The following is a 19,896-nucleotide window of genomic DNA, read 5'->3' on the forward strand; positions in this document are numbered from 1 at the left end:
CTGGAACTGAGCACTCGACTGGGAAGGACCGATCCTCAGCGGTGCGTGGCTCGGGCCAGAGCCGCGAGTGCCGCGGTGAAGCACTCGGCCGGCGGGGTGACGAGGCCGGCGCCGACCTGACCGGTCCCCGCGACCCGCCCTGCCATGCCGGTGTTGATCTGCGGCAGGATCCCGGTGCGCGCGACCGCCGTGACGTCGATGCCGGTCGGCGTGCCCCGGAACTCGAGGATCGGCACCTGGTAGGCGGTGTGCTCGCCGACCGTGATCGCATACATCGTCTGCGTCGCCCGTAGCGCGAAAGGCACGTCGCCGCCGACGAACTTCACGATCGCCGGCGCAGCAGCCATCGCGAAGCCGCCGATGCCGGCCGTCTCGGTGATCGCCGAGTCGCCGATGTCGGGGTTGGCGTCGTCGGGCCCGTAGGACCCGAGGAAGAGCCCCTCGGGGGTGTTGGCCGGACCCGTGAACCACGCGTCACCAGTGCCCGACACACGGATGCCGAAGTCGGTTCCGTTGCGCGCCATCGTCGTCACGACGCTCGAACCCGGAATGCCATGGGCCGCAAGGGTGCTCAGCTTGCAGGCCGGCATACCGAGGTTGAGGAAGAAGTGCTCGTTGGCACCCGAGAAGCGCACCGCCTCGGCGATGTCGGTCGAGGACGCGTCGGCGGTGATCATCGTCGGCAGCAGCTCGCGGAGCAGCATGAGCGAGCCGGCGCGGTTGCGGTTGTGGCCCTCGTCGCCCATCTGGAGCATCTGGGCGATGACCGCCTTGATGTCGACCGGACCCGACGCGTCGACCCGGGCTCGCACGGCCTGCTGGAGGATCGGTCCGAGCACCGCGTTCATCCAGCGCAGCCGTTCGATGACCTCGGGCCCGTAGGCGCCGTAGCGCAGCACCTTGCCGAGCCCCTCGTTGAGCGAGCACCACGACGTGTTGCCGTGCACCTCGTCGCGCAGCTCGTAGACCCACATCGACGGGCTGATGACGCCAGCCATCGGCCCGACGGCGTCGCGGTGGTGGCACGGCTCGAGGGTGATGCCGTCGCCCTTCTCGAGCTTCGCCTCCGCCTCCTCGGCCGTGTCGGCAAGCCCCTCGAGCAGCATGGCGCCGATGAGCGCACCCCTGAGCGGCCCTGAGGCGCGGGCGAACTCGATCGGTGGTCCGGCGTGGAGGAAGGTCCCGCGCTCGAGCCCGAGCGCGTCGCGAGCGGGTCGCACGTCGACGAGGTCGGCGCCAGCGGCCGTCATGCGGCGCAAGGCCTCCGCGTTGGCGGTGGCACGCCGCTCGTCGGCGAGGACGACGGCGAGGTCGCGCTCGGTGCCGGGCATCGGCGGCTGCCAGTCGACCTCGCTCACCGAGACCGCTTGCGCGCGAAGCGATTCCGCGAAGAGACCTGCACCCGCTGTCGCCACGACGAGCTCGCTCGACAGCAGCCCGTGCAGGCCGACGAAGTGCTCTTTCGATTGGGGGGCAGCGTCCCTACGGGACTCTGCGTCTGCCCTGCCGTATGCCGTCGCGGTCGTCGTCGGCTCCAGTGGCCACGTGCGCCTGCCGAGGAGGTGGATCGCGTGCCGCGTCGCGTTGGCGTTGGAGAGCAGCACGGTGGCGCCGGCGTCGGCGAGAGCCTCGGCGCTGCGCTCCAGCCCCTGGGGGTCCCCGGACGTGCCGGTCAGCGACACGACGACGGGCAGGTTGCGCCCTGCCGAGGCCGCGGTCTCGCGGGCCGCGGCGATGGCGGCGGCGAGCTCCGGCGCCGGGTCGGGGTGGGCGCCGTGACCCAGCACGAGGTCGAGCAGAAGCACCCCGCACGTCGGGTCGACGGCCTCGACGGCGATGCGTTCGAGCCGCAGCGAGGGGTCGATCATCGGATGCGCCCGCCCCTGCGTCATCGAGTCGTCGCCGAAGTCGATGACGACGTGCCCGCCGTCGCGCAGGCCCGGGCCCAGCGCGAGGTCGGGGCGAAGCGGGATGTTGGAGCGCACGTCACCGAGGTGCTCGACCGCGATGAGCATGGCCTCGTCGGCGAGGGTGCCGCCGCAGAAGAGACCCCGCAGCGAGCCCTCGCCGAGCTCGTCGCTCGAGGCACCGGCCCACTCCGGCCACACCCGCTCTGCCCCGGCACCGTCCCCGCGACTGGCCCCGGCTGGATCCGCTGCACCCGTCGGGCTCGCCTCCTCGTGCGCTGCGTCGGTCGCTGCGAGGACGGCCTCGACGGCGGCCGTGAGGTCGGGGCGGCCCGGCCCGAGCGTGGCCCAGTGGACCGGCTTGCCCAGCCCGGCGGCATACCCCTTGAGGTCGGCGAGCACCTCGGGGGCGGGCGGCTTGGAGACGACGACGATGCGCTCCGTGACCGGGTCGTCGGCGAGCGCGGCCAGGGCCTGCCGCGTCGAGCGGCCACCCACCGCGGCGGAGAGGTCGCGGCCGCCGACACCGAGGCAGTGGCTGACGCCGACCCCGGCGGCGTCGAGCAGCGCCATCACCTGCTGCGCCCCCGTGCCCGACGCGGCGACGATGCCGACGGAGCCGGGCCGCACGACGTTGGCGAAGCCGAGCGCGACGCCGCCGACGACTGCGGTGCCGCAGTCCGGGCCCATGACGAGCACGCCGGCGCGCGCGGCCGCCTCCTTGAGGGCCACCTCGTCCTCGACCGGGACGTTGTCGGAGAAGACCATGACACTGACCCCGGCCGCGATGGCGTCGAGCGCCTCGGCGACGGCATGCGCTCCGGGCACCGAGACGAGTGCGAGGTCGGCCCCGGCCGCCGTGATGGCCGCTGCCGTCGTGCGCGGGGCGGGCGCGGCCCCAAAGGCTGTCGACGTGGTGCCGCTGCGGCGGGTCAGCTCCTCGGCGACGACGGCGAGAGCCGCCGCGATGCCCTCGTCGGTGCCGCGGACGGCGACGAGCAGGTCGTTCGGCGACCCTTCCGGCACGTCGAAGCCCATGCCCCGGATGACGTCGAGGTTGAGCTCGGTCGCCATGGCCACCTGTGCCGCGTCGACTCCCGGCGCGCCAGCCGCGGCACGCGAGACCTGCATGAGGCTCACGGAGTCGACGTAGCTGCCGGTGCGGCGCTCGACGTGGTCAGGCACGGTGGGCTCCCTCGGGTGGCGGGGTGGTCGGATGGGGTTCGAGCAGCGCCAGGGCGCGCAGCGCGCCGGACACCCCCGAGAGCAGGTCGCGCCCGGAGGAGTGCCCGATGGCGAGCACCCGCTCCAGTGTCGGGGCGTATGCCGTCCGGTCGGCTCCCGGCCGGACGGTGAGGGTGATGAGGCGCACGACGTCGGGGACGGCATACCCCGACGAGGCGGCGACGACGAGAGCCGCCGACAGGCTCGTCGTGCGACTAAGTGCCGGCAGGACCCGGTCGCGCAACGCGGCGAGCGACCTTGCAGTAGTGGGGTGCTCGACTGACGCGAGCGCGAGGAGCACCCCGCAGAGCGCGTCGTCGCCGCTCGGTGTGAGGCCTCGCCCGGCGCCGACGAGACCGAGCACGCCGTCGTCGAGGGAGCGGCCGTCGAGCGCGGCGCTCGTGAGGTCGAGGGTGAGCTCGCCGAGCACTCCGGGGTCCGGGAGGAGCTCGACGTCGGCCACCGTGGGCACCCGCGGTGCGGCGTGCACTCGCGACGGTCGGGCGAGGCGCGAGGCGACGATCTCGTGGTGCGGCAGCACGACCCGGCCGGCTCCGACGAGGACCTCGTCGCCCGGCTCGACCCCCCAGTGCATGATCGACGACGGCCGCGCGAGCCGCAGGCCGATGGGCAGGTGCAGCGCGTCCGAGGCGAGGACGGCGAGCACGCGCTCGTGGGCGCCGAGCTCGACGTAGACGCACGTGTCGAAGACGCCGAGCACGCGGCGGCGCGTGGCGGCACCGGCTACGGCACCGGCGACGAGGGGCGACACCGCGGCGCCGACCAGGCCGGCCTCGTGCACCTCACCCATCGTGCGCCGCCCTCCTCCGCCCTCTGCCGACGTTCGGCCCTCGCCGACGCCGTGCCCGGGCAGGCGTTCGACGGCGTGCGACCAGCGTCCACCCGGTCGGGTGGCGTGTCGTGACGCTATCCACGATGGGTAGGGTGCGCTCATGGTGAAAGTTGCCAACGATGGGCGCCTCCGCGATGGTGACTTGCCAGCCGCGCCGCTGGCCAACCGCGACTCGCGGTCCGAGGCCGACGTCTCGGGGATCTCGCTGCGCCTCATCGCGGGCCTCGCCGCCACGGCACAGGGCTCGGTGCTCGCCCCTGCCCGCCGGCTCGACGCGACGGTCGACAGCACGCTGCCGCTCCGCGAGGCGCTGAAGCGGACCGAGGCCTCCGGGGCCGTCGGGGCCGTCGGGGCCGCCGGGGGAGGCCCGGACGCGGTTCGCACCCACGGCCCCGTCGGGGTGCTGGCGCACTGCCTCGTGCTGACCGACGCGGCCGAGCTCGCCTACATCTCCCCCGCCGAGGTCGTCGAGGCAGTCGAAGGGGCAGGAGCGGCGGGGCTCGTTGCGTCGGGACTCAGCCGGACGGCATACCGCGAGGTGTCGACAGCAGCCGAGCGGAACGGGCTGCCGGTCATCGAGGTGCCCGAGGGCCAGGTCGGCGCCTTCACGACCGAGGTGCTGAGCGCCATCCTCCAGCACCAGACCGCCATGCTGCGCCGCCTCGAGGACGCCGACCGGGCGCTCGTGCAGATCGTCCTCGCGGGAGGGTCGCTCGACGACCTGTGCGAGCAGGTCGTCGGCTTCCTCGACGGGGCGGCGATGGTCACGACGACCGACGGTCGGGTCATCGCGCGCGCCGGGTCGAGCCGCGAGCTCACCCACGCCGAGGGCCAGGGCTGCTTCGACCGCACCGGCCGCCTGCTCACCGAGAGCGAGCCGATGGGCCTCGCCCGCGACGACCGCACCGGTGCGACGCGAGGGTCGGGGCGTGCGGCCGTGCGGATCGTCGCGGGGCACCTCGACCACGGCGTGCTCATCGCCTTCTGCAGCCACCGCGACCTCACCGCCGACGACGTGCGCCTGCTCGAGCGAGCCGCCACGGTCGCTGCCCTCGCGATCACCAAGGACCAGGCGGTCGCAGCCGTCGAGAGCAAGTACCGGGCGGAGTTCCTCCGCGACGCCCTCGCCGGACGGGCGGGCTCCCGCGCCGAGGCGGTGGCGCACGCGGCCTCGCTCGGGTGGGACATCGACCGGCCGATGGTCGTCGTCGTCGCCGAGACCGACGAGGACGACGACCGCACGAGCCGTGACCCCGAGGAGGTGCGCTTCCTGCAGCAGCGGTTCGCCCGCGCGTGGACGCACGCGATGGCGGTGCGCGATCCCCGCGGGCCGGTCATGGGCTTCAGCCGGGAGGTCGTCGCGCTCGTCGGTGTGGCCGCGGACGCCGACACCGAACGGCTCATGCGCTCGGTGGCCGACCTCGTGCGCGTCGTGCGCGGCGACGGCGGGGGCGGGCGGCGGAGCTTCTCCGCCGGAGTGTCCCGACCGATCACGTCGGTCCAGGCCCTCCCCCAAGCCTACGACGAGGCGCTCTCGGCGGTCACGGTCGGGCGTCAGATGCACGGCGACGGAGCGCTGACCCACGTCGACGGCCTCGGGATCTACCGCCTCCTCGCGCTCATCCCGGAGGGCGCTGACCTGCGCCGCTTCGTCCACGACTCGCTGCGTGAGCTCGCCACCGACGACTCGCCCGAGTATGCCGGGCTGCGCGAGACCCTCACCATCCTGCTCGACACGAACATGAACGTCGCGGAGACGGCGCGCCGGCTCTTCTTCCACTACAACACGTTGCGCTACCGCATCGGCAAGCTCGAGAAGATGCTCGGCCCCTTCTCGACCGACCCCGAGCTGCGGCTGACCCTCGCGCTCGCCCTCAAGATCCACGCGATGCGCGGCCTCTGATCGAAAGACCACCGCCCCCAATCGAAAGAGCACCCCGTCGGGACGACCCCAATCGAAAGGGCACCCCGTCGGACCGCCCCAATCGAAAGAGCAGTTCGTCGCCGAGACGTGACTGGGTGTCGCGCACCTGACCCGACGAACTGCTCTCTCGATTGTGTGAGGTGCGCACCTGACCCGACGGACTGCTCTTTCGATTGTGTGGGGTGCTCTCAGGACCCGACGGAGTGCTCGTTCGATTCCCGGGGGGTGCTCACAGGACCCGACGGAGTGCTCTTTCGATTGGATGAGCGCTGCGCTTTCGATCACGGGCTTGTCGAGCGGCCGAGGAAGAGGGTGTCGCCGGCGGCGAGCAGCTCGGTGAAGCCGAGGTGGCGGTAGAAGCCCACCGCCCTGGGGTTGCCCGCCCCCACACCGAGGTGGACGCCCGGCGACCCGGCCGCCGAGAGCCGTTCGAGCAGCGCCGCGATGAGCTGCCGGCCCCAGCCGCCGCCCTGCCAGCGAGGCAGGAGGTCGATGTGCAGGTGTGACGGGTGCCTCTCGACGACGACGTCGGGGGCGCGCGGCGGCCGGTGGAGGAGCGCCACGACACCGGCGTCGGCCGAGCCCGGAGGGTGCTCGCCGAGCGGGTGGCGCTCACGCAACGGCGGCCACCACTCCCGCTCGCACCGCTCCTCGAACGCCCGGGTGTCGAGGGCGCCGAGCGTGTAGCCCCCTGCCCCGGTGCCGTCGTCGAGGACGAGCGCCAGCTCCGGCTCGAAGGCAAGGTAGGGGCCGACGTAGACCTCGCCGAGCAGATCGGGCACCGCGAAGCTCGCTGACGCGTCCGCTCCGGAGTCCCCGGTGCGCAGGCAGATGTCGTAGAGCGCCCCTCGGTCGCGAGGCTCGTAGGGCCGCAGGGGAGAAGACACGGATACATCATGACCTGCCAGCAGGTGCGCACCGGCGTGTATCAACGTTTGACGAACGCGATCCCCTGTCGCGGGAGTAGTTTTCGCCCATCCCGCAGTGGGAGCAGGGGGACCGGATCCGCGTGCGCGCGGCGACCATAGGAGTCGGAATGGCTTTGGGCTGGAAACTTCACGGCGACGGCAGGACCTTGGGGCCCGACGACGTCGTGGCCCCCGACGAGCGACTCTCGTGGGGCAGGACGGTCGGGCTCGGCGCACAGCACGTCGTGGCGATGTTCGGGGCGACCTTCGTATTCCCGCTCGTCATGGGGCTCAACCCGCAGCTCGCCATCATGATGAGCGGAATCGCGACGATCTGCTTCCTGCTCATCGTCAAGGGCAAGGTCCCGAGCTACCTCGGCACGTCCGCGAGCTTCGTCGGCGCCGTGGTCGCGATCCGTGCCCAGGGCGGCACCTCGCAGGACGTCACCGGCGCGATCCTCGTGGCGGGCATCGTGCTTGCCCTCGTCGGCGTCGCCATCCACTTCGCCGGATCGGCCGTGCTGCACAAGGTGCTGCCGCCGGTCGTCACGGGCGCCGTCGTCATGCTCATCGGCTTCAACCTCGCCCCGGTCGTCGCCAACATCTACTGGCCGCAGGACCAGTGGGTGGCGCTGCTCGTCATGCTCTTCACCATCGTCTGCGCGGTCGCCTTCAGGGGGTTCGTCTCGCGCATCGCGGTCTTCCTCGCGCTGATCTTCGGCTACGTCATCTCGTGGCTCTTCGACAAGATGTTCGGGCAGATCACCTCCTACGACGCGGGCGCCGGCAAGGTCACGACCCACTTCCGCACGAACTTCGACAATCTTGCCGCCCAGCCGTGGTTCGGCCTGCCGCCGTCGACGACGATGGGCGCCGACGGCAAGGAGATCGTCGGCATCCACGCCCCGTCGTTCTCGGTCGCCGCCATCCTCCTCGTCCTGCCCGCCGTGGTCGCGCTCATCGCCGAGAACACCGGCCACGTCAAGGCCGTCGCCGAGATGACGAAGACCGACCTCGACCCGTACATGGGTCGTGCCATCGCGGCTGACGGCCTCGGCACGGTGCTCGCGTCGTCCGTCGGTGGCTCGCCGACGACGACGTATGCCGAGAACATCGGCGTCATGGCCGCGACGCGCGTCTACTCCACCGCCGCCTACTACGTCGCGGCCGCGGTCGCCATCATCTTCGGCCTGTCGCCGAAGTTCGGCGCCCTCGTGGCCTCGGTGCCGGGCGGGGTGCTCGGCGGCATCACCGTCGTGCTCTACGGGATGATCGGCCTGCTCGGCGCGAAGATCTGGAAGGAGAACGGGGTCGACTTCGGCAACCCGATCAACCTCGTCCCGGTCGCCGCCGGCATCGTCATCGGCATCGGCAACGTCTCGCTCGTCTTCTCCGACAGCTTCTCGCTCGGCGGCATCGCCCTCGGCACCATCGTCGCCGTCGGTGCCTTCCACCTCGCCCGGGCCATCGCCCCGTCCGAGCTGCGTGAGCGTGCTGACGCGGCCGGAGGCACGATGATCTCGCTCGGACAGCGGGAGGGAGACTACGGCGATGCCGACGGCATCGACGACCTCTACCAGGACGCCCCCGGCGGACCGGATCGGCGGCGCTGACCCTGCCGGACGGCATACCGCACCCGTGGGCCCCCGATGCGTCGTCGGGGGCCTGCGGTGTTGACGGCACAACCTGACAAGAGCGCGGCGCCAGGGATGCGACCAGCCCCCTAGTGCCCGCGCCGATCGGAAGGCAGGATCGATTCGGTGAAGCCAGCCCCCTTCGTGCACCACGCGCCGCGCACCGTCGGCGAGGCTGCCGCCGTGCTCGCGCAGGTCGGCCACGACGGCAAGGTGCTCGCCGGCGGGCAGAGCCTCGTGCCGATCCTCAACATGCGCCTCGCCTCGCCGGCCCACCTCGTCGACATCAACGGGGTCGAGGGGCTCGACGGAATCGACGTGAGCGACGAGGCCGTCCGCGTCGGCGCCCTCGCACGGCACGCGGCGCTCGCGCGCTCCGAGGATGCGTATGCCGCCCTCCCACTCCTCCGCCAGGCGACCCTCAACGTCGCCCACCCCGCGATCCGCAACCGGGGCACGACGGTCGGCTCGATCGCGCACGCCGATCCTGCGGGTGAGATGCCGGCCGTGCTGGCACTCTGTGACGGTGTCGTCGAAGCGGTGAGCGCACGAGGGCGTCGGGAGATCGGCTGGCAGGACTTCTTCGCCGGGCCCCTCGAGACGACCCTGCAGGCCGACGAGCTCGCTGTGGCAGTGCGATTCGGCCGCTTCCCCACGGGCACGCGCACCGCCTTCAGGGAGTCGGCTCGCCGCCACGGTGACTACGCGCTCGCCGGCGTGGGGGTCATGGTGACGGTGGCCGACGGCGTCGTCACGGCTGCCCGCGCATCGTTCGTCTCGGTCACGGATGTGCCGTCGGTCCTCGACCTCGGCCCCGTGCTCGCAGGGACCGAGGCCAGCTCCGAGTCCTGGGGTGCAGCGGTCGACAGCGCGGCGGCGGCCGTTCGCGACCACGTGCAGCCCGAGAGCGACATCCACGCGACGAGCGACTACCGGCGGATGCTCGTCGGAGAGCTGACCAGGCGCGTGCTCGTCGAGAGTGTCACTGCGGCAGAAGGAGATCGGCGATGACAGACGTGGAGGCGCTCCATGACGTGACGGTGACCGTCAACGGGGTGCGACGCACGGCCGCCGTGCCCGCGCGGCGCCTGCTCTCCGATTTCCTGCGCCACGACCTGCGCCTCACGGGCACCCACGTCGGCTGCGAGCACGGCGTGTGCGGCGCGTGCACGGTGCTCGTCGACGGTGCGCCGATGCGCTCGTGCCTGATGTTCGCCGTGTCGGCGCAGCAGCACGAGATCACCACCGTCGAAGGGCTCGGATCTGCACCCGACGCGCGGGTGACGCCCACCGGTGAGTCGTTGAGCCCGGTGCAGCAGGCCTTCGCCGAGTGTCACGGGCTGCAGTGCGGCTTCTGCACGCCGGGCTTCCTCACGACGATCACGGCCTACCTCCAGGAGAACCCGACACCGACGAGCGAGCAGGCCCGAGAGGCGATCTCGGGCAACCTCTGCCGGTGCACCGGCTACCAGAACATCGTCAAGAGCGTCCTGCGTGCCGCCGAGATCACCGCCGAGCGTCGGGCCGAAGCCGAGGGTGACGGGGAGACCGCATGACGACGCAGATGTTCGGTGCGCCGATCCGGCGCAAGGAGGACCCCCGACTCGTCAGCGGCGGCGGCCGCTACCTCGACGACCTCGGTCACGACGCGCTCGCCGCGGCCTTCGTGCGCAGCCCCCACGCGCACGCCCGCATCGTCGAGGTCGACGCCGGCGACGCCGTCGATGTCGAGGGCGTCGTCGGGATCTACGTCCACGAGGACCTGCCGGGCCGCATCGGCGAGCCCCTGCCCCTGCTCATCCCCCACCCGACCCTCACGCACGGCCGCACGGGCTATGCCCTGGCCCGCGACGAGGTCAACCACGTCGGCGAGCCCGTCGTCATGGTCGTCGCCACCGACCGCTACGTCGCCGAGGACGCGTGCCAGCGCATCCGCGTCACCTACGAGCAGCTGCCGCCGGTCGTCGGTATCGACGCCGCCCGCGAGGGCGCGCTCCTCGTGCATGACGACGTGCCGGGCAACATCGCCGCCCACATGCTCCAGGAGGTCGGCGACGTCGAGTCTGCCCTCGCCGCCTCACCCCACACCCTCACCCTCGAGCTCGACATCGAGCGCAGCGCCTGCACCCCGATGGAAGGACGCGGGGTCTACGCCCGCTGGGACGACGAGCGCCGCGAGCTGCGCCTCTGGTCCTCGACCCAGACGTCGACGGGGGTGCGCGCCGCCGTCGCCGCCAAGCTCGACCTGCCGCTGGCCAAGGTCGAGTGCATCGCACCCGACGTCGGCGGCGGCTTCGGCGTCAAGATCGTGCACCCCTGGCCGGAGGAGGTGCTCGTGCCCTGGGCGGCCCGACTGCTCGGCCGGCCGGTCAAGTTCACCGAGGACCGGCGCGAGCACTTCATCTCAGCGGCTCACGAGCGGGGCCAGCTCCAGACCGTGACCGTCGGATTCGATGACGACGGAAGGCTACTCGCGCTCGACGTCAAGTTCTGGCACGACAACGGCGCCTACACCCCCTACGGCATCATCGTGCCGATCATCACCTCGACGCAGCTGCTCGGCCCCTACAAGCCGGGCGCCTACCGCTGTGAGTTCTGGTCGCTCTATACGAACACCGTTCTCGTCACGCCGTATCGGGGCGCCGGCCGCCCGCAGGGCTGCTTCGCCATGGAGCGGGCGATGGACGCCATCGCCGACGAGCTCGGCATCGACCGCACCGAGGTGCGCTCGCGCAACTTCATCCTCCCGAGCCAGATGCCCTACGACCACGGGCTGCTCTTCCAGGACGGCCGTCCGCTCAAGTACGACTCCGGCGACTTCCCCGCGAGCCTGGCCAAGATCAAGGCGCTCGTGGGCTGGGACGACTTCGCGGCATACCGCGTCGAGGCGGAGGCGGAAGGACGCCGCGTCGGGCTCGGGATCGGCTGCTACGTCGAGGGAACCGGCGTCGGCCCCTACGAGGGCGGCCACATCCAGATCGAGACGAGCGGCCGCGTCAACGTGTCGACAGGGCTGACCTCGCAGGGTCAGGGGCACGAGACCGTCTTCGCGCAGATCGTCGCCGAGGAGCTCGGCGTGCGCCTCGAGGACGTCCACGTGACGACCGGCGACACTCGCAAGATGGCGTATGCCGTGGGCACCTTCGCGTCGCGCGCCGCGGTCATGAGCGGTAGCGCCATCGCCCTCGCGGCACGGAACGTCCGCGCCAAGGCGCTGCGCATCGCCGCCGACGCGCTCGAGGTGTCACCGCAGGACCTCGAGATCGTCGAGGGCACTGTGCGCGTCAAGGGGGCGCCGGCGACCTCGATGTCGCTCGGCACGGTGTCCGTGCTGTCCAACCCCCTGCGGTATGCGTTCGACGAAGCCGCCCAGGCCGCAACGCAGTTCGCGGGCACCTTCGACCCCGACAAGCCTCCGGTGGCCGAGGACGACGAGCCCGGCCTCGAGGGTCGCGACTTCTACTCCCCCACCCAGGCGACCTTCGCCAACGGCATGCACGCGGCGATCGTCGAGACCGACCCCGTCACGGCCGAGATCCGCATCCTGCGCTACTGCGTCGTGCACGACTGCGGCACCATGATCAACCCGATGATCGTCGAGGGGCAGGTGCACGGCGGGGTCGCCCAGGGTGTCGGCGGCGCCCTCTACGAGCGGATGGCCTACGACGAGTCGGGGCAGCTGCTCAATGCCTCGTTCATGGACTTCCTCGTGCCCTACGCCTCCGAGGTGCCGACGATCGAGACCGACCACCTCGAGACGCCGTCTCCGCTGAATCCCCTGGGCATCAAGGGTGCCGGTGAGGCGGGGTGCATCCCCGTGTCGGCCGTCATCGCCTCCGCGATCGAGGACGCCGAGGGCTTCCCGATCTCGCGGATGCCGATCTCGCCCAACGACCTCTGGGAGCTGCGCCGCCAGCACGCCGCCGGCGAGATCCCCTCGCTGCACCGCGCAACTCGGAGCGCGGCACGTGATGCAGGCACGACCGAAGCCACCGAAGCCAAGGAGACGACGGCATGAAGATCACCGGCACCTCGACCCTCGCGGCGCCGCCCCACCAGGTGTGGGACGCCGTCCACGACCCCGCGGTCCTCGCCCGCTGCCTGCCCGGCTGCGAGCGCCTCACCGAGCTCGCCGACCACCACTACGCGATGACCGTGACCGCGGGTGTGGCGGCCATCAAGGGCACCTACGACGGCGAGGTGGCCCTGCTCGAGCCCCAGCCGCCGAGCTCCTTCGCCATGCGTGCCTCCGGGGTCGGTGCGCCCGGCACGGTCGACGCGCTCGTCGTCGTGCGTCTTGCGGAGACCCCCCTCGGAGGCACCGAGCTCACCTATGACGCCGACGCCTCCGTCGGGGGTGCCATCGGCGGGGTCGGGCAGCGGATGCTCTCGGGAGTGACGCGCAAGATGGCGGGTCAGTTCTTCGCGGCGCTCGACGCCGACATCGCCGGCCTCAACGGCCTCGAGGGGGTGACCGAGCTGACCGAGCTCGCGGGCGCCCCCGCGTTGACCGGCGCGGCCGCCCCCGCTGGTACGGCTGCCGCTGCCCCCGCACCGCGGTCCTACGCCGGGCGCGCCTCGCAGCCGGGCGAGTCCGCTCTCGAGGGCTCTCGCGGCTTCGCCCTCGGCGTCGTGGCGGGCGGCGTCATCGCCCTGCTCGGAGTGGCCCTCGGGGCGCGGCTCGGACGGAGGCGCTGACGTGCGCGCCTTCACTGCCGCAGCCGTCCAGATCGCTCCAGTGGCGGCACCGCTGACGGCCGACACCATCGCCGCCAACCTCGAGCACTGCGTGGAGATGACGCGGCGCTGTGTCGCCGCGACCGGCGCCGAGCTCGTCGTGCTGCCCGAGACGGCGACGACCGGCTTCACCCCGGGTTGCTCCAAGGAGGAGCTCTGGGACCTCGTCACCGAGCTGCCCGGGCCGATGACCCAGCCGCTGCAGGACACCGCCCGCGAGCTCGGCGTGCACCTGTGCGTCGGCACCTACGAGCGCGGCCCCGAGCGCGGCATCGTCTACAACTCCTCGGTGCTCGTCGCCCCGTCGGGCGAGGTGCTCGGCGTCTACCGCAAGACGCACCCCTTCTGCTCCGAGATCGTCACGGGCGGTGGGTGGGTTACGCCCGGCGACACCGTCACGGTGTGCGACACCGAGCTCGGCCGCATCGGCATGATCATCTGCTTCGACGGCGACTACCCGGAGCTCGCGCGCATCCAGGCCGTGCAGGGGGCCGAGGTCATCTGCCGCCCGTCGGCGCTGCTGCGCTCGGCCGACATCTGGGACCTCACCTCCCGTGCCCGCGCCTACGACAACCACGTCTACGTCATCGGCGCCAACGCCGTCGGGGCCGACCCCGCCGGGGTGCTCTACTTCGGCAACTCGCACATCGTCACGCCCATCGGCCACATCGTCGCCCGCGCCGCCACCCACGAGGGCTGGGTCACGGCGCGCCTCGACCCGGCCGACGCGCTGGCGTCGCTCACGCCCGGGTCCAACATCGGGCAGTCCTTCGACCACCTGCGCGACCGCAACCTCGACCTCATCCGCAACCACCGCGACGACCTCGAGCGCCCGGCCGAGACACCGTTCGCGCACGCCCCCATCCACCGGGGCGACGCGGGCTGACCCATCGAGAGAGCACGCCGTCGGCTCGGCAGCCACCCCGCCCGTATGCCGGGTGGCTCGCGCCGCGCCTGCGCACCCTGTCGTGGGGGGCGCCGGCCCGCTGCGGCTAGGACGACGCCCAGTCGTAGACGACGGAGGTGCGCAGGAACACGTCTGCAGCAGAACGGTTCTCGCGGCTGATGACGACCCAGAAGAGGACGGCCGGGATGAAGACGCAGAGCAGGGCGCGACCGAGGGCGATGAGGGGCCGCACTCGCCCGCCCCGGGCGTTGACGACCCTCAGCCCCAGCAGGCGCGCACCGTAGGTGCGACCGGTCGTCGCCCAGGCAAGGGTGAAGTAGCAGACGAGGAAGCCGAGGAAGCAGGCGAAGAGCACCCCGAAGCCGGGGTCGGGGAAGCTGAAGCCCCGGGGACTCAGCACGAAGTACGCGGCGACGGCACCGGCATACCCCAGCGCGACGGCGGCCACGCCGACGGCACCGTCGACGCACGCAGCCAGCGTCCTCGTCACGATGCCCGCACGGTGGCCCTGCACGGAGCGGACGGCGGTGGGGACCGTGACGCGCGCGGCGCCGTTCTGCGAGACGTCCTCTGGCTGTTTCACCCGTGCCTGCCTCAGTGATCGGAGCCGCTGGGAGCTGCCGGTGCGGCCGTGCCGTCACGGCCTCGGGGCGTCGGTTGGCCCGGTGCGCGCTCCTGCCGGCGGAGCAGCCGGTCGACGACGTGCGACACCCGCTCGTCGGCGCCGATGCCCTGGCGGCGCACCTCGCGCAGCCCTTCGGAGGCCATCGAGCCGGTCGAGCTGCGGATGATGCCGGGCAGGTCGATGCCCTCGACCACGAACTCCGCCAGCTCGATGAGGTCGAGCTTCGCGATGACCTTGTCGAAGTCGGCCCGGGCGACGACGGCGTCGACATCGACCCGGTCGATGATGCGCTCCAGGTCGACGCCCGCGACCACTTCGTCGATGTCGACCCGGTCGATCGCCTTCATCAGGTCGGCCTTGGCCACCACGGCGTCGACGTCCACCCGGTCGATGACGGCCTGGATGTTGGCGCGGGCGATGACCGCGTCGACGTCGATGCGGTCGATGATGCGCTGGAGGTCGACCCCGGCGACGATGCCGTCGATGTCGACCCGGTCGATCGCCCTCTGCAGGTCGGCCCGCGCCACGACGGCGTCGACGTCGAGCTCGGCCGCGAGCGCGTCGAGGTCGACGTGCTTGCGCACCAGCTCGTTGACGTCGACGAAGCCCATCACGGAGTCCACCAGCCCCGGAGCGACCCGTCGAGCGAGAGCGTCTGCACGGCTGAGGGCCTCACGACGCTCCCGGTCGCCGCGCCTCAGGAGCTCGTCGACCCACGGCTGGCGACGCGCAACCCGTGCTGCGGTGCCCGGCAGAGCCGCAACAGCCCTCAGAGGGGCGCCGACGAGGGGGAGGCTACCGGCGCGCCGGGCGGTGTCGATGGCCACCAGTGCGAGACCGAGCACCGCGTCGGCCGCGTCGACGCCCGTCCAGCCGGGGCCGCGCTCGGGGACACGCGGGGCCGAGGGAGACGCGGAGATCGGGGCATCCGGCGGTCCGAGGTGCACGGGAGCCTCCTGACGACGATGTGCTGGGCCAACACCACCATCATCCGCTCCCGGACGATCTCGCGCGTCATCTCGTCCGGGTGACCCGAGATGCGCACCGAAACCGGTTGCTCGACGACAAACCACCCTTTCCGCCCACCCACGATCCAAAGCGCACTCCGTCGGCATCCCACAACCCCGACGAAATGCTCTCTCGATCGAAAGGGGGCGGCCTTGTCACTCAGCAATCGAAAGAGCAGTCCGTCGGCATCCCGCAACCCGACGGAGTCCTCTTTCGATTGGCGCGGGTCAGCAAGCTCCCGTATGCCGGAGGCGGGCCACCTGGGCCAGCAGGTGTCGCTGCTCGGCGAGGTTCACCGCCAGGGCGGCCGCGCGCTCGAGGTGGTCCGCCGCCGCGTCGCAGTCACCCGCCATCTCGAGGAGGTGCCCACGAACGCTGAGCCACCGCTGCGTGCCGCCCAGTGCGTCAGCGACCTCGTCGACGACCCGCAGCCCCTCGTCCGGACCGTCCGCCGCCGCGACCGCCACCGCCCGGTTGAGCGTGACCACTGGGTTTCCCGTGACGCCTTCCAGAAGTTCGTAGAGCGCGCAGATCTCGCTCCAGTCCGTCTCACCGGCCGAGGGAGCCCTGTCGTGAACGGCCGCGATGGCGGCTTGGAGCTGGTACTCCCCCACGTCGTGGTGGGCCATCGCGCGTCCGAGCAGGTCGACGCCCTCTGCGACGAGCGCGGCGTCCCACCGGGACCGGTCCTGGTCGGGCAGCGGCACGAGGCGGCCCTGGTCGTCGGTGCGCGCGGCCCGACGGGCGTCGAGCAGCAGCAAGAGCGCGAGCAGGCCCATCGTCTCCGGCTCATCCGGTGCGCCCGCCACGAGGAGCCGGGTCAGGCGGATCGCCTCTGCGCAGAGGTCGACCCGTTGCAGCTCCTCCCCCCGCGTTCCCGTGTAACCCTCGTTGAAGACGAGGTAGAGGACGTGGAGCACCGTCCGCAGGCGTTGGTCGCGGTCTGTGCCGGACGGCATACGGAAGGGCTCGCCCGACTGGCGGATCTGCGTCTTGGCGCGGCTGATCCGCTGCGCCATCGTCGACTCCGGCACGAGGAACGCCCGCGCGATCTCAGCCGTGGTCAGGCCGCCCACCGCACGCAGGGTGAGCGCGATGGCCGAGGCCGGGGTCAAGGACGGGTGACAGCACAGGAAGAGAACCGTCAGGCTGTCGTCGCGGTCGGGGGCGTCGGCCGCCGGCACGTCCCAGGCGACGACTCTGGCCTCACGCTCACGGCGTGCGGTGTCGCTGCGCCAGGCGTCGACGAGGCGCCGGGAGGCCGCACGGATGAGCCAGGCGTGAGGCTCCTCCGGCACGCCGTCCTCCGGCCACCGACGCGCGGCGGCGATGAGGGCCTCCTGGGTCGCGTCCTCTGCCCCGTCGAAGTCGCCGAACCTCCGGCTGACCACGCCGACGACCTGCGGCGCCAAGGTGCGCAGCAGGTCGTCGACCGACGGGGAAGGGCTCAGCGGACGCCCTCGGCGGTGCGCAGGAAGTCATCCATCGAGTCGACGTCGGACGGCGCGTCGTCCATCACCTGCCGCACGTGGATCGGCTGGGCGAGCGGCACCCCACCGGGACCGGGCACCGCCGACACCCTCGCGGCGATCTCGATGGCTCGCTCCTCCGACTCGACCTCGACGACCTGGAAGCCGGCGAGCCACTCCTTGAACTCCTGGAAGGGACCGTCCGTCACGACGGGCGTGCCACCCTCGGAGCGCACGATCTTCGCCAGATCCGGACCCGTGAGGATGGTCGACCCCACAAGCTCGCCACTCGCGATGAGCTCCTCGTTGAGCGTGCCGTAGTAGTCGAGGTGCGCCTGCACCTCTTCGGGTGTCCACTCCGACATCGGGGTGTCGACGTTCCCGGGCTGGAAGTCGACGCCGATGAGGTACTTCGCCATGACTGCTCTCCTTCGTGTCGGCGCGCCCAGAGTGGCACGCTCACCCCTCAGACGGAGCCGAGGTGCGGTTCTCGACATTGGCAGGTTGTGCCAACGCCACCGCGATGGGTGCTCGGTTGGATTCTTCCCATGACGCGACGAATCCGCATCGGCATCGACACGGGAGGGACGTTCACCGACGTCGTCGCGCTCGACGAGGACTCGGGCGAGCTCGTCACGACGAAGACCCCGTCGACACCGACCAACCCGGCCGACGGCTTCCTCACGGGGGTGAGCAAGGTCCTCGACCTCATGGACGCGACCGGCGACGACATCACGTCGGTCTCGCACGGCACGACCGTCGCGACGAACAAGCTCCTCGAGGGCAAGGTCGAGGCCCTGGGCTTTATCACGACCGAGGGCTACGAGTTCATCCTCGAGATCGCCCGCCAGGCCGTACCCGACGGCTACGGCAACTCCTACTTCTGGGTCAAACCGCCGCGCATCGTGCCGGCCGACTACGTCAAGACTGTCGGTGGACGGATCGACTTCGAGGGCAAGCAGATCCGCCCCTTCGACGAGGAGCGCGCCGTGGCCGTCGCCCGCTGGTTCAAGGATCGCGGCATCACGACGATCGGCGTCTGCTTCCTGCACTCCTACGCCGACGACAGCCACGAGCTCGCCATGCGCGACGTGCTGCGGCGCGAGCACCCCGATGCGGTCGTCTCGATCAGCTCCGAGGTGCTGCGCGAGTACCGCGAGTACGAACGATCGATGACCACGCTCGTCGATGCCGCAGTCAAGCCGAACGTGTCGCGCTACGTCGCCAACATCCGCGCCCGGCTCGACGACTTCCTCGCCCCACCGGTCGATGTATCTCCGCGTGCCATGGCCCTCGCGGATACATCGACGCGGCTGCCGTTCTGGGTGATGAAGAGCAACGGCGGTGTGCTCTCGGCCGACGAGGTCGTCAACCAGCCGATCACGACCGTGCTGTCCGGGCCTGCGGCGGGCGCCCTCGGCGCCGGCCTCATCGCGAGCCGCGCCGGCTTCGACAAGGTGCTGACCTGCGACGGAGGCGGCACCTCGACCGACGTCTCGGTCGTGCTCTCCGGCGAGCCCACGCTGACGACAGAGGGATCGGTCGGCGCCTACCCGAGCAAGATCCCGATGATCGACGTCGTGACCGTCGGCGCCGGCGGAGGCTCGATCGCGTGGATCTCACCGGAGGGCTCGCTCAAGGTCGGCCCCCAGTCCGCGGGCGCCGACCCCGGCCCGCTCTGCTACGCCAAGGGCGGCACGTCGCCGACCATCACCGACGCACACGTCATGCTCGGACGCATCCCGCCGCACCTGCTCGGCGGCGAGATCCCCCTCGATGTCGAGGCCGCTCGTGCCGGCATCACCGGGCTCGCCGGACGCCTCGATCTCGACGTCGAGCACTGCGCCACAGGCATTCTCGAGATCTCCGCCTGGAACCAGGCCAACGCCCTGCGCCAGGTGAGCGTCAAGCGTGGCCTCGACGTGCGCGACTTCATGCTGACGACCTTCGGCGGGTCCGGCTCGCTGCTCGCCTGCCGCCTCGTCGACATCCTCGGATTGGCAGGCGTCGTCGTTCCGCAGAACCCCGGCAACGTCTCTGCCTTCGGACTGCTCACGGTCGACGTCAAGAACGACTACGTGCAGACCGCGGTGGCGCGCCACGAGTCGCTCGACCATGCGGCTGTGCAGTCGACCTTCGACGAGCTCACGACCAAGGCAGCCAATGCCCTTGATGCTCAAGGGTTCTCGCGAGGGGACCACCGCTACACACGCACCGTCGACCTGCGCTACTTCGGCCAGGCCTACGAGGTCCGCGTGCCCGCGCCCGACGGCGCGTTCGACGAGGCGTATGCCGCCGACCTCGCCTCGCGCTTCCACGACGAGCACCGCGCGCTCTACGGCTACGACTTCCGCGACGAGCCGCGCCAGCAGGTCGAGTGGGTCAACCTCCGGGTCACCGGCATCGGTCCGATCACGCGCCCGGTGCTGCGCGAGCTCGAGCCGGCGGCGGCGTCGCCGTCGACGATGGAGCAGCGCGCCCACCGCGGCACCCGCCCGGTGTGCTTCGACCCCGACGGCGGCCACGTCGACACCGACCTCTGGTGGCGGCCCGACCTGCTCGCCGGTGACGTGATCGAGGGGCCCGCCATCATCGAGGAGTTCGGTTCGACCGTGCCCCTCCACCCGGGTTTTGGGCTGCGCGTCGATGCGCTGGGCAACCTCGTCATCACCAAGACCGCCCACGCCACGGAGGCCTGAC

The 19,896-nt window shown here is 71.6% G+C and carries 15 protein-coding genes; 8 read left to right on the forward strand and 7 right to left on the reverse strand.

Going from position 1 to position 19,896, the window contains the following annotated elements; all coding sequences use genetic code 11:
• Positions 1 to 35: 35 nt before the first annotated feature.
• Together FHX52_RS09945 and FHX52_RS09950 are read right to left on the reverse strand one after the other, a co-directional pair.
• Positions 36 to 3,092 (reverse strand): bifunctional FdrA/YlbE family protein, encoded by a 3,057-nt coding sequence (locus tag FHX52_RS09945; protein ID WP_141821738.1) that lies wholly within the window; start codon positions 3,090 to 3,092, stop codon positions 36 to 38.
• Positions 3,085 to 3,942, reverse strand: coding sequence for an oxamate carbamoyltransferase subunit AllH family protein (locus FHX52_RS09950; RefSeq protein ID WP_185747175.1), 858 nt, complete (start codon positions 3,940 to 3,942; stop codon positions 3,085 to 3,087). The genes FHX52_RS09945 and FHX52_RS09950 overlap by 8 nt, the downstream gene beginning before the upstream one ends.
• Before the next feature lie 184 nt (positions 3,943 to 4,126).
• Here FHX52_RS09950 and FHX52_RS09955 point away from each other — a divergent pair, with 184 nt between their 5' ends.
• On the forward strand, positions 4,127 to 5,887 hold the full coding sequence (locus FHX52_RS09955) for a helix-turn-helix domain-containing protein (protein ID WP_246069777.1): 1,761 nt from the start codon (positions 4,127 to 4,129) through the stop codon (positions 5,885 to 5,887).
• A 302-nt stretch (positions 5,888 to 6,189) separates the two neighbouring features.
• On the opposite strand, the gene FHX52_RS09960 is transcribed toward FHX52_RS09955, so the two are convergent.
• Positions 6,190 to 6,795, reverse strand: coding sequence for a GNAT family N-acetyltransferase (locus tag FHX52_RS09960; RefSeq protein WP_221630533.1), 606 nt, complete (start codon positions 6,793 to 6,795; stop codon positions 6,190 to 6,192).
• 149 nt (positions 6,796 to 6,944) lie between these two features.
• Here FHX52_RS09960 and FHX52_RS09965 point away from each other — a divergent pair, with 149 nt between their 5' ends.
• From FHX52_RS09965 to FHX52_RS09990, 6 genes are all read left to right on the forward strand, one after another.
• The gene (locus tag FHX52_RS09965; protein WP_141821741.1) at positions 6,945 to 8,429 is read left to right on the forward strand and encodes a uracil-xanthine permease family protein; all 1,485 of its coding nucleotides are present in this window, start codon (positions 6,945 to 6,947) and stop codon (positions 8,427 to 8,429) included.
• Between the two features lie 147 nt (positions 8,430 to 8,576).
• Positions 8,577 to 9,461 (forward strand): FAD binding domain-containing protein, encoded by an 885-nt coding sequence (locus FHX52_RS09970; protein WP_141821742.1) that lies wholly within the window; start codon positions 8,577 to 8,579, stop codon positions 9,459 to 9,461.
• Positions 9,458 to 10,006: a (2Fe-2S)-binding protein gene (locus FHX52_RS09975; protein WP_141821743.1), complete on the forward strand. Its 549-nt coding sequence runs from the start codon at positions 9,458 to 9,460 to the stop codon at positions 10,004 to 10,006. Before FHX52_RS09970 ends, FHX52_RS09975 begins: the two co-directional genes overlap by 4 nt.
• A complete protein-coding gene (cutA, locus tag FHX52_RS09980) occupies positions 10,003 to 12,468 on the forward strand; it encodes an aerobic carbon-monoxide dehydrogenase large subunit (protein WP_141821744.1) in 2,466 nt (821 codons plus the stop codon). Before FHX52_RS09975 ends, cutA begins: the two co-directional genes overlap by 4 nt.
• Positions 12,465 to 13,148 carry an SRPBCC family protein gene (locus FHX52_RS09985; protein ID WP_141821745.1) on the forward strand — a complete coding sequence of 228 codons (684 nt, stop codon included), beginning with the start codon at positions 12,465 to 12,467 and terminating at the stop codon, positions 13,146 to 13,148. Before cutA ends, FHX52_RS09985 begins: the two co-directional genes overlap by 4 nt.
• 1 nt (position 13,149) lies before the next feature.
• Positions 13,150 to 14,073 carry a carbon-nitrogen hydrolase family protein gene (locus tag FHX52_RS09990; protein WP_141821746.1) on the forward strand — a complete coding sequence of 308 codons (924 nt, stop codon included), beginning with the start codon at positions 13,150 to 13,152 and terminating at the stop codon, positions 14,071 to 14,073.
• A 106-nt stretch (positions 14,074 to 14,179) separates the two neighbouring features.
• Here FHX52_RS09990 and FHX52_RS09995 read toward each other — a convergent pair whose 3' ends face one another.
• From FHX52_RS09995 to FHX52_RS10010, 4 genes are all read right to left on the reverse strand, one after another.
• Positions 14,180 to 14,677, reverse strand: coding sequence for an RDD family protein (locus tag FHX52_RS09995; protein WP_185747176.1), 498 nt, complete (start codon positions 14,675 to 14,677; stop codon positions 14,180 to 14,182).
• An 11-nt stretch (positions 14,678 to 14,688) separates the two neighbouring features.
• The gene (locus tag FHX52_RS10000; protein ID WP_141821748.1) at positions 14,689 to 15,666 is read right to left on the reverse strand and encodes a hypothetical protein; all 978 of its coding nucleotides are present in this window, start codon (positions 15,664 to 15,666) and stop codon (positions 14,689 to 14,691) included.
• A gap of 288 nt (positions 15,667 to 15,954) precedes the next feature.
• Positions 15,955 to 17,118 carry an RNA polymerase sigma factor gene (locus tag FHX52_RS10005; protein WP_246069778.1) on the reverse strand — a complete coding sequence of 388 codons (1,164 nt, stop codon included), beginning with the start codon at positions 17,116 to 17,118 and terminating at the stop codon, positions 15,955 to 15,957.
• Positions 17,119 to 17,174: 56 nt separating this feature from the next.
• On the reverse strand, positions 17,175 to 17,615 hold the full coding sequence (locus tag FHX52_RS10010; protein WP_141821750.1) for a YciI family protein: 441 nt from the start codon (positions 17,613 to 17,615) through the stop codon (positions 17,175 to 17,177).
• A 129-nt stretch (positions 17,616 to 17,744) separates the two neighbouring features.
• Here FHX52_RS10010 and FHX52_RS10015 point away from each other — a divergent pair, with 129 nt between their 5' ends.
• Complete coding sequence (locus tag FHX52_RS10015) at positions 17,745 to 19,895, forward strand: hydantoinase/oxoprolinase family protein (protein WP_141821751.1); 2,151 nt, start codon at positions 17,745 to 17,747, stop codon at positions 19,893 to 19,895.
• The last annotated feature ends 1 nt before the right edge of the window (position 19,896 follow it).

The sequence above is a fragment of the Humibacillus xanthopallidus genome (genome assembly GCF_006717145.1).
Lineage (GTDB): Bacteria > Actinomycetota > Actinomycetes > Actinomycetales > Dermatophilaceae > Humibacillus > Humibacillus xanthopallidus.

What these genes read in the sequence shown, in the direction of transcription:
- FHX52_RS09950 (WP_185747175.1), bottom strand. Translation starts at nt 3,942, where the DNA reads ATGGGTGAGGTGCACGAGGCCGGCCTGGTCGGCGCCGCGGTGTCGCCC.
- FHX52_RS09965 (WP_141821741.1), top strand. Translation starts at nt 6,945, where the DNA reads ATGGCTTTGGGCTGGAAACTTCACGGCGACGGCAGGACCTTGGGGCCC.
- FHX52_RS09975 (WP_141821743.1), top strand. Translation starts at nt 9,458, where the DNA reads ATGACAGACGTGGAGGCGCTCCATGACGTGACGGTGACCGTCAACGGG.
- cutA (WP_141821744.1), top strand. Translation starts at nt 10,003, where the DNA reads ATGACGACGCAGATGTTCGGTGCGCCGATCCGGCGCAAGGAGGACCCC.
- FHX52_RS09985 (WP_141821745.1), top strand. Translation starts at nt 12,465, where the DNA reads ATGAAGATCACCGGCACCTCGACCCTCGCGGCGCCGCCCCACCAGGTG.
- FHX52_RS10010 (WP_141821750.1), bottom strand. Translation starts at nt 17,615, where the DNA reads ATGGCGAAGTACCTCATCGGCGTCGACTTCCAGCCCGGGAACGTCGAC.
- FHX52_RS10015 (WP_141821751.1), top strand. Translation starts at nt 17,745, where the DNA reads ATGACGCGACGAATCCGCATCGGCATCGACACGGGAGGGACGTTCACC.